Source organism: Maridesulfovibrio sp. FT414 (assembly GCF_050916235.1).
GTDB lineage: Bacteria > Desulfobacterota > Desulfovibrionia > Desulfovibrionales > Desulfovibrionaceae > Maridesulfovibrio.
The window spans coordinates 3506618-3522025 of record NZ_CP104854.1 but is presented as its reverse complement, the minus strand read 5'-3'; the positions used below and the strand labels follow the sequence as shown (position 1 = coordinate 3522025).

12 protein-coding genes are annotated in these 15408 nt (G+C 56.0%); all 12 read right to left on the bottom strand.

Annotated elements, in window-relative coordinates; all coding sequences use genetic code 11:
- Window positions 1–137: 137 nt before the first annotated feature.
- Window positions 138–2558 carry a methyl-accepting chemotaxis protein gene (locus tag N7E73_RS15670; protein WP_432735843.1) on the bottom strand — a complete coding sequence of 807 codons (2421 nt, stop codon included), beginning with the start codon at window positions 2556–2558 and terminating at the stop codon, window positions 138–140.
- Window positions 2559–2900: 342 nt separating this feature from the next.
- Window positions 2901–4514 carry a sensor histidine kinase gene (locus N7E73_RS15665; protein WP_432735842.1) on the bottom strand — a complete coding sequence of 538 codons (1614 nt, stop codon included), beginning with the start codon at window positions 4512–4514 and terminating at the stop codon, window positions 2901–2903.
- Window positions 4515–4653: 139 nt separating this feature from the next.
- Window positions 4654–8010, bottom strand: a complete 3357-nt coding sequence (locus N7E73_RS15660; RefSeq protein ID WP_432735841.1) for an ATP-binding protein — start codon at window positions 8008–8010, stop codon at window positions 4654–4656.
- Between the two features lie 302 nt (window positions 8011–8312).
- Window positions 8313–8603 (bottom strand): hypothetical protein, encoded by a 291-nt coding sequence (locus tag N7E73_RS15655; protein WP_432735840.1) that lies wholly within the window; start codon window positions 8601–8603, stop codon window positions 8313–8315.
- A gap of 8 nt (window positions 8604–8611) precedes the next feature.
- The gene (locus tag N7E73_RS15650) at window positions 8612–9004 is read right to left on the bottom strand and encodes a Bbp16 family capsid cement protein (protein WP_432735839.1); all 393 of its coding nucleotides are present in this window, start codon (window positions 9002–9004) and stop codon (window positions 8612–8614) included.
- Between the two features lie 152 nt (window positions 9005–9156).
- Window positions 9157–10125 carry a major capsid protein gene (locus N7E73_RS15645; RefSeq protein WP_432735838.1) on the bottom strand — a complete coding sequence of 323 codons (969 nt, stop codon included), beginning with the start codon at window positions 10123–10125 and terminating at the stop codon, window positions 9157–9159.
- A gap of 82 nt (window positions 10126–10207) precedes the next feature.
- Window positions 10208–10963: a hypothetical protein gene (locus N7E73_RS15640; RefSeq protein ID WP_432735837.1), complete on the bottom strand. Its 756-nt coding sequence runs from the start codon at window positions 10961–10963 to the stop codon at window positions 10208–10210.
- The gene (locus N7E73_RS15635) at window positions 10960–11295 is read right to left on the bottom strand and encodes a hypothetical protein (RefSeq protein WP_432735836.1); all 336 of its coding nucleotides are present in this window, start codon (window positions 11293–11295) and stop codon (window positions 10960–10962) included. Before N7E73_RS15635 ends, N7E73_RS15640 begins: the two co-directional genes overlap by 4 nt.
- Window positions 11296–11673: 378 nt before the next feature.
- A complete protein-coding gene (locus N7E73_RS15630) occupies window positions 11674–12816 on the bottom strand; it encodes an ABC transporter permease (RefSeq protein ID WP_432735835.1) in 1143 nt (380 codons plus the stop codon).
- Window positions 12813–13727, bottom strand: a complete 915-nt coding sequence (locus N7E73_RS15625) for an ATP-binding cassette domain-containing protein (protein ID WP_432735834.1) — start codon at window positions 13725–13727, stop codon at window positions 12813–12815. The genes N7E73_RS15630 and N7E73_RS15625 overlap by 4 nt, the downstream gene beginning before the upstream one ends.
- Window positions 13720–14754 (bottom strand): HlyD family secretion protein, encoded by a 1035-nt coding sequence (locus N7E73_RS15620; RefSeq protein ID WP_432735833.1) that lies wholly within the window; start codon window positions 14752–14754, stop codon window positions 13720–13722. Before N7E73_RS15620 ends, N7E73_RS15625 begins: the two co-directional genes overlap by 8 nt.
- The gene (locus N7E73_RS15615; protein ID WP_432735832.1) at window positions 14751–15359 is read right to left on the bottom strand and encodes a TetR/AcrR family transcriptional regulator; all 609 of its coding nucleotides are present in this window, start codon (window positions 15357–15359) and stop codon (window positions 14751–14753) included. The genes N7E73_RS15620 and N7E73_RS15615 overlap by 4 nt, the downstream gene beginning before the upstream one ends.
- Window positions 15360–15408: the final 49 nt, after the last annotated feature.

The window sequence follows — 15408 nt, the reverse complement described above, 5'->3', positions numbered from 1 at the left end:
TTATAGTTAAAGTTGATTTTAAATGTTTTTAGATGCGATATACGGGCTAGGTGCCGGGGCGCATTGACCGCATAAAAAAACCGCCCCGGGGGAGGTAGTTCCCGGGGCGGTAACAGAGCAGTCTGCCGTGTACGGACTTACTTGCCTGAAATCTCTTCCAGCTCTTCGGCAAGCCCTACCAGCGTTTTCAGCGTCTCAACCGAGCTTTCAACACGCTGGGCGACCTTCATGGCAAGAGTGCTCACTTCTTCCATGGAACGGTTGATCTGTTCGGAGCTGGCGGACTGTTCCTCCACCGCGGCGGCTATGTTCGCCACATCGGCAGTGGATTCCTGCACCAGATGAACTATATCCTTGAGCGAGGCCCCGGATTTTTCCGCATAGTCCGCGGCCCGCACGGCCAGAGTCCTTGTCTCGTCGGTTATGTCGCGGGACTTTCTGGTCTGCTGCCGAAGACCGCCGATAACCTCCTCAACTTCCCTTGTGGCCAGCATGGTCTTTTCCGCAAGCTTGCGGACCTCGTCGGCCACCACTGCAAAGCCGCGTCCGGCCTCGCCTGCCCTTGCGGCCTCAATGGCTGCGTTCAGGGCCAGCAGGTTGGTCTGGTCGGCAATATCATTGATGACGTTCAGCACCTGCCCGATGCTTTCGGCCTGCTTTTCCATGCTGCCCATAATCTCGGCCATGGCCTCGGTCTTGCTGCTTACATCGGTGATGGCCTCAGCGGCTTCGTGCACGATTCTGGCTCCATCCTCGGCGCGGTCGCGGGTCATCATGGATTTTTCGGAAGCGCGTCCGGCATTTTCCGCAACATCAATGACGCTGGCGTTCATCTGGCTCATGGCGGCCACGGTTTCGGAAAGCAGACTGTGCTGTAAGATCACCGCCTGATCCACGGCTTTCATTTCCTGTTCCAGCTCATCGCAGCTGCTGTTCACATTTGCCGAAGCCACCCGGGTGGATCGGTTGACCTCATTAATACGTTCCAACTGGCTGTTGATGGAATTTTCCTTCGCAACCAGATCGCTGACGTTTCTGGCAACCTCAAGGTAGCCGAAAACCTCTCCGTTCGCATTGCGCAGCGGTGTGGCAACGGGCTGAATGTGGATCTCACAGCCCTTGCGATCATTGAGAGTGATGATCTCGGTCATTTCCTTGTCGCCGGACCGCATGCTCATGGCAATGGGGCAGTCCGGGGTGGAACATACGCCGGTCTTGAAAATGTTCGCACACTTCATGTTTTTGACCGCGCTTTCCTCCAGCCCTGCAAAATCGGCAACGGCCTTGTTGGCGAGTATGATGTTGAACTTGCTGTCCACCACGAAAATGGGGTCCGGCACAGCGTTCACCACGTCCACATAGGCCTGCATGTCGTTCACCATGCCGGTGAGCTTGCCCAGCAGATTGTTGAACTGCCCGCACATGCCGCCGATCTCATCATGGAAACGGACCGCCATGCAGCTTCCCAGATCCGCCCGGTCCTCGTTGATGTCCTTGATTTTTTCGGTGATGAGCTGTACCGGGCGCAGCACCTGCACGCGCAGCAGCAGCCAGATGATGCCCAGCGGAATGAACAGCATGGCTCCCAGACAGATCAGCAGAGATGTATTGGCGCTGCGGGAAAGCATGGCCATGGCCTCAAGGTTGATGGCCCCGACCAGAATGCCGACCTGATTGCCTTTGTAGTCGGTGATGGGCAGCGCAGCCAGGGCAACGTCCCCAAGGCTCCTGATGACCTGCACTTTACGGCCCTGATCAAGCAGCGCCCTGTCCACCCTCGACAGATAGGTATCGGAATCCGAGGCACTGACCAGCACGTAATCGCCGTTCACCACGGGATATTTGGATTCGTCCTTAAGCGATGTGGCCGTGCTGAGCAGATCCTTGTTCATGAACAGCATTGCCGAAATGCCCGCGTTTTCCACTCCTTTAAGGATGGGGGCAAAGTCCTTGAGCACTTCCACGGACCCGATTATTCTGCCGGAACCGTCCTTGACCGGAACCAGCCCCCGGATAGCGAATCCGCCCCGGCCCAGCTCAATTCCGCCCAGCGCAACGCCCTGCCGGTTCACATCCAGAACCGTTTTTCTGAAGCTCGAAATATCGTCAGAAATATCGACCCATTTTCCAGACCGCTTGGCCTGCTTCTCCCGCCACAGCCGCACAAGGCTCCTGCCGTTGGGCAGGTGATAGTGCAGCCTGAGCTTGCCCTGCCCTAGGGATTCGTACCCTTTGAGGTTGGCCCCCAGCAGGGCACGGATTTCCTCGCGGGCCTGCTGCGACATCTGCGAGTTCTCATCGTCGATGTTGCCGGAATGAGCTGTCTCAAACGCCTTAACAATACCGGGATCCTGAGAAAACAGGGCCGCGACCTGTTGCGCGGACTTAGCGGAATCGTCAATTGCACCCTGCACGGAAGTAAAAGCACTTCCTACAACGGACGCAACATACATATCCTTAAGCTCATCAAATGATTTGTTGATAAAATAAAAGCTGGCACAACCAAGCAACACAATGACCGCAACCTGTGGCAGCATGAATTTAACGTTCAGCCTCATAAAGACCCTCCTCCGTGATAAGGAAAATAAATTCCCCAGCAAACTCTTGATTAGCACGGGAAGATATTATGAACAAACGAAATCAAAAATTTGCACTGAAAGTTACATTCTTCACAGAGAACAATACAACGGAGCTGAAATACGGGTCTGAAAGACCTTCTATTTGACATTAAATTCACAATACTTTGCCCTCCTATTTCCCCATGAAAAAGGGCAGAATCTATATAGCGCAAAATAAAAACCGCCCCGGAAGCAGGCTTTCGGGGCGGAAAAATAAACTTATGGAATATAAATGGCTGCGCAAACACTGCGCACGTAATATCCGGAACTTAAATCAGTGGATCAGGAGTCGCTGCGCACAACAAAAGGAAGAACCACCGCGAATGTCGTACCTTCACCAGGGGCACTGTCCACGCAGATGGAACCGTCCATCAGCCTGGCAAACCAGCGCACGACACTCAGCCCCACTCCCCTGTTCTGTGCAGCAGTACCGGAGCCGTCGAACAATCCGGCGATCTCGTCTTCGCTGATACCGGGCCCTTTATCGGAAACGGTGAACAGGAGCCTGACCTTGTTACCCTTGCGCTGTACCGGACAGACCGAAACATGAACCATTCCGCTGTCCGCGAACCGTATGGAATTCTCCACCAGACTGGAAAGCAGACGGACAAGTTTCTGTTCATCTCCGTAAAGCTTGCGCGGAACATCCCAGCCGGTATCGCAGCTGATGATCATCATTTTCCTTTCCGCCACAGGTTCAAACATGGCACAAAGGTTTTCCAGACTTTCATGCAGGTCAAAATCCAATCTTTCAAGCCCGGCTCCCCCGACATCGCTTTTTGAAAGATGCGAAAAATCCACCAGCATCTTCTCTATTCTGCGGCAGGAAGTAAGGGCCTTGCCGATCATGGACTGCTGTTCCGAAGTGAGCATCTCCATGCGCAGCAGCTGCAGCATGCCCATAACCCCGTTGATGGGTGAACTGAGGTCGTGCCCCATGGCGGTCATGAAATCGGACTTGACCCTGCAGGCCGACTCGGCCATATCCCGGGCCTCGCGCAGTTCCTTTTCATAACACCGCCGGTAACGGTTATCCCGGAACAGGATGTAAGCCGTAAGGGAAACGGTCAAAAAAAACAGTCCGGCAGCAACAATCAGCAACTCCGGCAATACTGTCCGACTTGGCTGGGGAGTATCCCAAATCAGCTCCCCGGACGGACGTCCGCTCAGGCTTTCGAGAATGAGTCCGGAACGATCCGTGGACCCCGACAGAAACCTGAGTCCCGGCAGCTTGTAGGTCTCGGAAATAATCCCGATAAACTTGTCATCAAGCCTGCGGGCAAAAAGCATGCAGGAATGATCAGGACGAACCTGCTCGGCTTTTTCATCTATGAACAGCCCCAGGGAAACGAGGTACACTCCATCCTCAAGTACCATGAAACCGCTGACCACCCGTGTGATGGTCTTCAGTCCGCGCGCCTTTTCAAGCAGATTGCCAAGGCCGCGCCGCATAAGTCCGGCGTAGGATATTTGAGGTCCGTCTTCATCAACGGAAATATACGTGGCTTTGACTCCGTTCTTCGCGGCAAGGGTAAACCTATAGCCGAACCGTTCGCGAAGATACTCTCCGGTATTGTCCTCTATCCATTCCGGATCAGGATCAACTATTGTCTTCCGGTAGCCCTCGTCCCAGTACGTGTAATCTTCAAGCAGAGTTTCCTGCCGGTCAATCTCGACATTGACGGCAATTTTAACGCGTGCGGCAAGATCCTTTGCAGCCTGCGTATCCATGGAATGCAGATAAAAATAACAGCCTAAGACGAGTCCGGCCGAACAAAGGGCGAAAAGCAGCAGCACCGAGGGGATGTGCAGGCAGCAGCCGGAGCGCATTTCCACACCTCGTGGAGCGCAACAGGAACTGCCGCCTTTAAGGCAGGTTTGTAATTCTTCAGGCATACTACTTCAGCTCCTTGCGGAGCAATGACGAGTGAAACATCAACAGGACCACTGAAATGGACAAGTGCAAATCGATAAATACCGCCTATCACAACAGTGGTCATATTGTCGAACAAAGCATGCAAAAAAAAAAGCCGTCCTACTCCCAGCTGCCGTCCCCGATAAGGGCAAGAAGATCGGCCTTGCTTACAGGCTTGGACAGGTAGTTGTCACACCCGGCATCAAAACATTTTTTCTCGTCATCAGCGTAGGCATTGGCGGTCAGCGCCACGATCTGCACCGGACCAACCCCCTCATCCCGTTCAAACGCACGGATGGCTCTGGTGGCGTCAATACCGTCCATGACCGGCATCTGCACATCCATGAGGATCACATCTATGTCCCGGGACTCGCGGTAGATGTCCACTCCCTCGCGACCGTTCTCAGCCATGACAAGCATATGCCCGGTCTTCTTCAGGTAGTGCTCAAGCAGCATCCTGTTGCTCTTTGAATCTTCAACAATAAGAATCTTCTTCGGACGGTTGTCCACAAGCGTCCCGACTTCGAGGGAAGAGCCGGACCTTGAATCATCGTCGCGGAAACAGACTTCAAACGGCAGGGTGAATGCAAATGACGTACCCTCTCCCATCCGGCTTTCCACTTCTATGCTGCCGCCCATCAGTTCAACCAGCCGCCTTGAAATCGCCAGCCCGAGGCCGGTGCCGCCGTACCTGCGGGTGGTGGAGCTGTCGGCCTGTGTGAAACTCTCGAAGATTTCGCTGATCTTGCCCTGCTCAATGCCGATACCGGTATCGCTGACCCTGAAAGTGGCCCGGATGTTCTCCTCGTCCTTGAAGATCGTATCCAGAGAAACTTTTACCGCCCCTTTTTCGGTGAACTTCACGGCATTGCCCAGCAGGTTCATAAGCACCTGCCGCAGCCTCATAATATCGCCGCGAACCAGTTCCGGGGTGTTGCCGCTTACACGGCTTTCGAACTCAAGTCCTTTTGAGCGGGCCTGAACACCCATGATGGAAGCAACATTCTCCATCAGCTCAGGCAGGTTGAAGGGAGTCTCGAAAAGAACCATCTGCCCGGCTTCGATCTTGGAGAAATCGAGAATCTCATCAATGAGCCTGCGCAGCCCCTCCCCGGCGGTTCGGAACAGGCTTACATATTTTTCCTGCTCCTCGGTCAGGTCGGACTCGTAAAGCATTTCGGTCATGCCGAGGATGGCGTTGAGCGGAGTGCGGATCTCGTGGCTCATGTTGGCCAGAAATTCGGACTTGGCCTGGTTGGCCGCAAGGGCGGATTCCCTGTCGATCTCGGCCTTTTCCTTCAGCTTGCGCTCGGTGACGTCGGTGATCATCCCCTCCATGTAACGGCTTCCGTTCTCATCCGTTACCAGACGGCAGTAGGTATTCATGAACCGTGTTCCGCCGGACGGGATCTTCACCTCACACTCATACCCCCTGACGACCCCTTTTTCTTCCAGTTCGCGGATCAGGTTCTGTCTGCAGGCCGGGTCGGCATAAAGCTGAGCGCCGATATCGGTTACCCGCTCCATCATGTCCTGCGGGGACTCATAGCCCATGAGTCGGGCAAAAGCAGGGTTTGCGCTGACCATCCGGCCATCAAAAGTCGTGCGGAAGAACCCTTCGGTCGCATTCTCGAAAATTCCCCGAAAATCTTCCTCCGCCTTGCGCAGGTTTCCTATCAGCTTCTGAATGTCGTCTGACATCTCATTGAAGGATACGGCTAGCTGGCCGAATTCATCACGGGACTCCACCTTGAGCCTGTGGTCCATATTCCCGCTTTTGAACTCGCGCATTCCCTTGATTATGTAGGTGATCTTCCGGGTCAGCACCGAGGCCATCCAGACGGCCACAAGTATGACCGCCACAATCATGCCCGCAGTGGAACCGGTAAGCTCCCGCGCACTGCGGGCCTGTGTTTCGCGCAGCAGTTCCTGAGTCTTGACGTTCTGGTCTTCAAGAGATTCGCGAAAACTCACGGCCATGGCTTCGATCTGCTTTCCGGTCATGGTCGCGTCCTTGTGGAACTCGTAAACATTTGCCCCGATGGTGACAAAGCCGAAGCCGCGCGAACCGGAGTAGATACCGGTATGATAGGGTATGGCCGCTGCCGTGGTGAGCTTCCACAGTCCGCTCCAGAGGATGACGAACGAACCGGAGCCTCCATCCTTTGTGAGGTTGTTCCAGCCGTCGCACTGGGGCGCAAAATTCAGGTAGCGGCAGTCCAGACCGAGCAGTCCGGCATCGGTAAGTTCAGCTGCGGGTTTCTTCTTCAGCGACTGATCTTCGAACACCGGGGCGGTCTTTTCCCATTCGGAAATGTTCTTTCCGCTGCTCATGAAATCATCATACATGCCGACCGAAAGCCACGGAACGGCAGGCAGCCCGGTTTCAGGATCATAACCGGTGATGAAATAGTCCCGTGGATGGGAGATATTGCGGTCCTTGTAGTCCCAGATAAAAGCGTAGTTTCCGGTAGAGGCATCGGAAATGGCGGTATAGCGTTCTTCCGTGGGTACGATGTGGTCCGAGAACTCCATAATATGGGTATGGTCGAGGGCAAGGGTGACGTAGCCGATCACCTTTCCGTCCTTAAACACCGGAGTGGCCCAGCGCACCAGTCCCTGAAAACGTTTACCAACCGGGTTTTCCTTTCCGGCGTAGGCCGCCTTCTCCGGCTCGAATGCTATGCCCTTCTGCTCCGCCCGGACCTTTGTGTAAGGACCGATCAGGGGGCTCCTGAGATACGGTCCGATCACTTCGGAAACATATACCTCACCCGGAGCCAGTTTTTTCAGCTCCGTGAAATAGGTTTCCGCCTTGCAGTAGGTATTTACCCTGTCCGAGACGTTTCTGCGTTCCGGCGAAAGTATGTCGGAAGTGGTGACTTTGACCCGTTCCACACCTTTCAGGTCAACAAAGGTCATTTCCAGAAAAAGGGGTTTCCGGACCCGGATCATGTCGGCGTCCGGCGGACGGGAATTGAAATCCTTGGCGTTGTCGGGGTTACGGGCTGAAAGTTTGTCCGTTTCCTTTTCGGGATTCTTTTCCGGGACCCAGGCGGTCCCGGCTTCATTCATCACCCACGGACGGTGGTCGGTAACATAACGGGTCAGGGGTGCAAGAAATCTGCGGTAATTATCTTCGGAAGGTTCAACTGTAGCGGCCAGCAGCACGTCATTGTCACGGTCATACAGAAAATCGGCCACCCTGCGGGCGGTATCGGTGGTAAGCCTCTCTATGGCCTCGCGCGATTTCAGGTCCAGCGCACGGATGGAGCTTGCGACTGCGGTTTCACTTATCGCGGTTACACTCCGGCCGGTCTCATCGGAAAGATGAGTGACTTTTTCCGCCACATTCTGCCCCAGCAGAACAATCCCGCTCCATGCCAGCCAAGCCAGAGCGATTAACGGCAGCACCTTGATCACGATGAAAATGGCGATGAGTTTGCAACGTATTCCAATGGAACGGGGCTGGTGCATTTACTACTCCTGAAAAAGACATTCGCGCGCAAAAAACAGTCGCAACAATAGTAGATACCATAAACCCGTTAACAAGTCAGCACTTCAGAAAGTTGTATAATCGGTGGTGACGGCGCTATATTACCACCCAACCCTCTATTTAAGGGAACTGACATCGGTCAGTGACCGATTCTCAAAAGCACTCCATCGCTATTCTTCTTAATTCTCCACAATTCAAACCAGAACACCCCCGCCCGAAAACGGACGGGGGTGCATGTCTGGACACTGAATTCGACCCACTCCAAGGGGCCGGAAACTTCACTCTAAAGCCCTTCAGCTTCCCTGATTTTCCTGCGCAGGGTCTCAAGGCCGGCATTTACCGGACAATTGATGCCGAGTTCCTTGAGTCTGGCGCGCAGTGTCTCTTTCTCGGCGGCCTCGCTTTTACCGGCTTCGGGCTGTCCGTTTCCCGAATCCCTGCTTCCGCCAAGCGGTTCAAAATGCTCCGGCACGGCAGAAGCCTCGGCATAGTCGACGACCTCACTTTCGCGGAAGTACTGAAGCCCGCCCTGCGGATTCCGTACATAGCAGTTTTTCTTACAGATATACTTCATCCCCGCTCCTAGACGTTGGTCTGGTCATCCATGATGACGTAACCGCTGAGCTTTCCTGCGGTCGCATTTGCGCCGGTAACGGTGAAGGACAGACGCAGGAAGGCCTTGTGCTTTACCGGAAGGGTCGGCAGCGGGAAGCTGTAGCCCTGTTTCAGGTCCGCAACGGGGATGGAACCGGACTCGAAAAGGGTATCGAAAAGAGCAAAATCCTCGGTGCCGGAGGCCTGCACGCCTACACGAAGGCTGGTCAGGGTAGCGAAATCCTCGCCATCCACCATCACCTTAAGACGAACTGCAGAACCGGAACCGCAGTCCTCGCCTACATTGATCACATTCTGGGAAACCGCACTGGCGGTTACGGACTGTTCCTCACAAAAACAAAGTTCTTTATCCAAAAACATATTATTTCTCCTTGGTTATTTGTTTGTATGGAGCTCTCCTTCCCGCACGACTAGCCACGGGAAAGGGATTTCCCATTTCCCCCTAACCCCGCCGCCCCAGCGGCAAAGCCCCGCTGAAAGGTTTTGGGGAAGGGGAAGTCCAGAGGGGGCCACTAAGCGGTAATCGCGGCCTCGGTGTTGAGAATGGAATCAACACGACGTACGGGGCAGCCCCAGAAGGTGGTTACGGGTTTGCCTTCCCAGTTTTCGGTCTTGAGCATGACGTTGTTCTTGTCGGAAGCTTCGACGTCCAGCAGGGTCTTCACGGTCTGGTTGCAGTAGATAACGGTACGGCCCATGTTGGTGTTGGGGATCATGTTCAGGCCTTCGATGAGCGAATGACGCAGGGAATTACCGCCCAGATTCTTGGGATCGATGGAGGCGATGCGCACAACGTAACGCCAGTCGCGCACAACCAGGCCGGGCGACCATTTGTAATGGGTACGCACACCCTGATACCTGCCGCCGCTGGCATCCTCGAGGGTCACTTCGCCGAGATCGGTATGGCTCAGCCCGCTCTTGCTGCCTTTGGGGAAGGTGAAATGCACGGTCTGATCGGACCAGCAGACAATCCAGATGGAGGTGCAGTTGTCGCCTGCGCCGCCGAAGTTGATAACGTTCTTGTGCTCAAGGGAATTGAAACGGGGCGAAAGGCCGAGGAACTTTTCGGGCTCAAGGGCGGTGTCGCCGTAGATGAAGGTGTCGGCGAATTCCCTGTTCATGGCTTCGAGGAAAGCGCGCTCCTCGGAAGTGCGGAAGTTGGAGGAATCGCCGTTGAGATCGCACAGGGCCTTGTCGATTTCCGCGTAGGATTCGAGCATGCCGCAGGTGTCGTCGATCTGCTTGGTGCGGGACTTGCTGGGTTTGACGCCGTAGTTGAGCTTGCGCCAGCTGACGGAGGGCAGGTCGGTACGTACGGTGGTGCGGTGTCCGGTGGGCAGGTTGCCCTCAACCCATGCTGCGTCGTCGAGCACCTCGTTGGTCAGGGACAGAACTTCGGTGATTTCGGCCACCTTGCCACCCGGATCGGTACGGTTGGACCATTCGGAAAGGGTAAGTGCGTTGATTCCAAGAGTTGCCATAATAAATTCTCCTTATCGAGATTTACGGCCCTCCGGGAGCTCTGGGTGATGAGACGCTTCAAGCGTTCGGTATGATCTCCAGCTAGATCGGCTGGTTGGGGTAGAGGATCTCGCCGATTGTCTTTTTGCGGGGAGTCCTTCTGCTGCTGTCTACGTAGGAATCCTCGGAAAGGCTTTTACCCACGTTATAAAAGGCTTTGACCACCTCTGGATGGTTGCCGTAGCCGGATGTCCTGATCAGCTCGGTCAACTCCGGGGAACCGAAGGCCTGCATGGCCCTGCGGGCCACGGACATGTTGTGGTCGTAATTGCGCCCGTGCCATCCAGGCAATGAGCGGACCTCCCTTTCCCACTGGCTTGTGCGGTTCAGGTGATCACGCATCCTGCCCAGCTCAAGGCTGTTGCTGAAATCGACCAGCTTCTGGGCCAGCTCGCCGGAAATGCCGTTCCGGTGCGCAAAATCCCTGAACTCGCGGTCTATGTACGGGTCCACACCGCCAGGCTGGCCGTAGTCGATCCGGTACTCTTCCGGCGCGGGCGGAGCAGGCTGCACAGGAGCACCGGACGATCCGCCGTTTCCTCCGCCACTGCGTCCGGACTGTTCATCCGCAACCGGCGGGACCTTGCGTACGGTATCTTTTCGGCCCTCATCCGCTACGGGCTGTTTCTTCCCGTAACCGTCAGCAATAGAGAGCTCGGACTCCCCTGCCGGCTGCAGCTTGCCTCCGTCGGCAGAATGTTCCGAATCCCCGGCCTGCTGCTCCATGCCCAGCCGCAGGTCTGCACCCTGCTGAGATTCAGGACTCTGTTGCGGCTCGGAGTCCGCAAATTCACTCATTTTTCTGTCTCCTCCTCGTGTCGCAGTTTCTCGGCCCGTTCACGTATGATGGAAAGGTAGATTTCCTCATCGGCCATAACCACCGCTGAAAGGACATTCTCCACCACAAAATCGTGAACAGCCACGTTCCGATAAATGTCGGCCTCCTTCGAGAAAAGCGGCGCATTGACGCCCCCCTGCTCCAGCAGGAAAGTAAAAACGCGCTTGCCGTGGGCGGTCCCGAAGGTCTTGCGCACATCGGCCAGAAACTCCTCGGCCTGTCTGCGCTGCTCCTTCTTGATCTCGTCCGCCTCCCTCCTGTCCTCTTCCAGAAAACCGGAATCCAGTGTCATTCGGAAATACCCTCCTCAAAATTTAATGCGGTTACAAATGCATACGCCTTCCGGCAAAGCCGGACACAAAAGAGGGGACAAAACAGGCTGACAGGCAGGACCGCTCCAACGATTCATGCGGTCCTGCGCAGAGGCAATGCCCCCTTGCGGAACGCACCGTAGTACACAGGGCGGACATTTTTTAGGTAACTCAGGTCCGCCCTGTGTACTTTTTTATTTTTATGTAGCGTGGAATTAATAACGAGGTTTGATCAAAGGAATCCCAAAGGCCCTCTGGCCGTTCGGCGAGAAGCATTACTTCTAGGCTTACGGATATGAAAAACAATGATGGCCTCACTCCTTTGGCAGATGGAAGCATACCCTACTGAATAGTTTGAGTTAATCCAGAGTACGCCGGAATCTCTTCAGACCGACGGTAACAACCACCAGCCAGAAAAGCAGAATGGGCCAGAGATGATAAAGCGACTCCTCCCAGCCTGTTCCCTTCAGCAGCACCCCGCGCACAAGCCGCAGGTAATGAGTCAGCGGCAGCACAGAGCCGATTCCCTGCGCCCAGTCGGGCATACCGCGAAAAGGGAACATGAACCCGGAAAGAAGCAGCGAAGGCAGGAAAAAGAATATGGACATCTGCACCGCCTGCAGCTGGTTGCGGGCAACAGTGGATATGGTCACCCCGACGGTCAGGTTTGCCGCGATAAACACCGCAGAATAGGTGAACACGATCAACGGATTTCCATTGAGCGGCACATGGAACAGAAAGACCGAAGCAACCATGATCAGCATCATCTGGATATAGCCGACAAGCACATAAGGCAGAATCTTGCCCATCATGACCTCAAGCGGCCTGACCGGGGTGGTCAGCAGATTCTCCATGGTCCCGCGCTCGGTCTCGCGGGTGATGGCCAGCGAGGTGATCATGACCAGAGTCAGGGTCAGGATAACGCCCATCAGCCCCGGCACGATGTTGTACTGACTGATGGCCTCCGGGTTGTAATCGGCATGGATGCGCAGATCCACGGCACTTTCAGCGGGCACCAGCCCGGACAGCGAACCCTTGAACTCGCGCGCAAGGGCCCGGTTGACGATCTCGCGCATGGAATTGACCGCATTCCCGGTCGCCATGGGATCGGTGGCATCGGCCTCAAGGAGCAGCACGGGCCGCCTGCCGCGCTCAATATCAGTCCCGAACTGTTCGGGGATGGTCAGCACGAACTGCACTTCCCCGATTTCCAGCAGCCGGACGGCTTCCGCGCGTGAACTGATGAACCGGTCCACATCAAAATAGGTGCTGGCCTGCATCCCGGCCACAATCGACCGGGAGTAGCGGGAATTATCCCCGGACAGCACGGCCAGCGGAAGATGGCGCGGATCGGCATTTATGGCGAACCCGAACAGGATGATCTGTATCAGCGGGATGCCGATCATCATGGCAAAGGTCAGCCTGTCGCGGCGCATCTGCACGAATTCCTTGCGGGCCATGGCCATGAAACGGTTGAAGGAGAACAGGCGCAGGCTTCTCATGGATTCATCCCCCGCATCAGGTCGATGAAGACCTCTTCAAGACTGGTTTCCGAAGGTTCAAAGCGGTTGTCCGGTCCGGACACGGACCGCAGCGACCTTTCGATCAACCCGCTGTCGCGTCCGCTTACGTGCAGGGTGTTGCCGAAAGCCACAACCTGATCAATCCCCGGTACGGCGCGCAGCCTCGGCGTAAGCTCGGCCAGCCCCGGTCCCTTCAGGGTCCAGGTATGCAGGCCGGATTCGCGGATCAGTTCCTCCAGCGTCCCCTTGGCCAGCAGGTCGCCGTAAGCGATGTAGGCAAGCCGGTGGCAGCGTTCGGCCTCATCCATGTAATGTGTGCTGATCAGCGCGGTAATGCCCTGCGCCGCCAGCGTATGGACCTCGTCCCAGAAATCGCGACGCGCGGCAGGATCTACCCCGGCTGTGGGCTCGTCCAGAAGCAGCAGCTGCGGGCTGTGCAGGGTACACCCGGTCAGGGCCAGCCGCTGCTTCCAGCCCCCGGAAAGGCTTCCGGCAAGCTGGTTGGTGAAACGGCCCATCCCCATGCGTTCAATGGCCTCGGCGACGATCCTGTCCCTGCCGGAAAGCTGGTAGGCCCGGGCCAGAAAATCAAGGTTCTCCTTTACCGTGAGGTCCCCGTAAAGGCTGAACTTCTGCGACATGTAACCCACCTTCGGCTTGATCAGCTCCGACTCGCTGATAATGTCGTGCCCGAGGCAGGTGCCGGACCCGGCATCGGGCCGCAGCAGTCCGCAGAGCATACGGATGAAGGTGGTCTTTCCCGATCCGTTGGGGCCGAGAAACCCGAAGATTTCACCCCGCCTGACCTTCATGTCTAGGCCCCGCACCACGGTGCGGTCGCCGAAGGACTTGGTCACTCCGCTCACGTCTATGACATAACGCTCATCCATTGGAGCTCCTGAACATGGAGAGCAGGCGGGCAAACAACCCGTTTTCAAACTTGAAATTCTCCGCCGACCGGCTCACGTCCACGGGCTGTCCGGGCTTGAGCAGTGCGGCATTATCAAGTGACGGCACTGCCTCCAGCATGAACACCAGCTTGGCCCGACTCTGGCTGGAGTAGATTACCGGAGGGGTGAATTCAGCCTGCGGGGAAATATAGGTCAGCCGCAGGGCAATGGGCTGCTCCAGCCCGTCGTAATTCAGCAGCAGCTCCTCGCCGATCCTGAACCCGCCGACAATCTGCTCCGGGACGTAGAACCTGACCTTGCGGTTCTCCGGCGGAAGTATCGAAAGCACGGGACTTCCGGCCGGAACCCATTCCCCCTTGTAGCGGATGACATCGAAAACAAGCCCGTTGCGTGGTGCGGCCTGCGCCTTCTGGTCATAATTCCAGCGGGCCTGATCCAAGCGGGCCTGTGCGGCCTTCACTGCTGATTCAGCAGCCTTGACTTCGTCCGACCTTGATCCGAGGGACGCGGTCTGCAGTTCCGAACGGATTTCGCGCACCTGATGGGTGGCCTGTTCGTAGTCGGTACGGGCGCGGTCCCGCTCCTCCTCGGAGATTGTGCGGGACTTGTAAAGGGCCACCCTGCGCCGGTATTCGGTCTCGGCAAGTACTTCGGCGGCTTCGGCCTTCTTCAGCCGGGCCTTGATGGAAGCTATTTCCGAAGGCCTGCGCCCTTTGCGCTTGTCGGCCAGATCGTTTTCGGCCCGGTCGAGATTTTCCTCAGCCTCGGAAACACCGGCCTGCTCAAAGCCGCGTTCAAGCACGAAAAGAGGGTGTCCGGCTGCAGTCTGATCCCCCTTGCGCACCAGAACATCCTGAAGCTGGCCCCCAAGCGGAGAGGAAACATAGACGAAATCGCCCTCGACATACCCCTGCCAGAGCCGGTCCTCCATGTCATTGCAGCCGGAAAGCAGGATAAGAGCCGCAACAATCATCGCCCAGCGGACAAAAGAAGATTTCGACATCATGACCTTTCCTCACTGCGGACCTTGACCGCCTCTACAAACAGAAGGAAATTACGCTTTATCTGTTCCCGGGGATCAAACGCCCCGTTGGAAATGTGGAACAGGAAGGACGGCGGCACCACCGTGCCGAGCAGCATGAAGACCACATCCTCGGGGCTGACATCCGCACGGATCTGGCCCTGCTCCTGCCCCTGCACCACAATGGATACAGCCGCAGCCCGGTACTCGGTCATCATTGCGTATATTGCCCTGCGCCGTACGGAATCCCTGTCCAGCGCAGCCTCGGAAAACAACAGACGCGGAATTCCGGGGTGATTGTAAAGCAATTCAGCATGGTTCATGGCCAGCTTTTCAAGTATGTGCAGGGGTGAATTCCCCTCTTCCACCGCCTTACGGGCATTCTTGATCAGCTTGTTGCGCACCAGTTCCCGAACGCCGTCGAGAATCTCGTCCTTATTCTTATAGTGCCGGTACAGGGCCGAGGAAACAATACCGCAGGCCTCGGAAACGCTCTGCATGGTTATGGCCGAAATACCCCTGGCTGCCAGCGCAAGCGCCTTTTCGGCAATCTGTTCACGGCGTGAAAGCCGGTCCATCCTCTTGCTCATTATATTCTCCAAATAAGTGAAAGTGAATTCACATTAACTTCAGAAATGA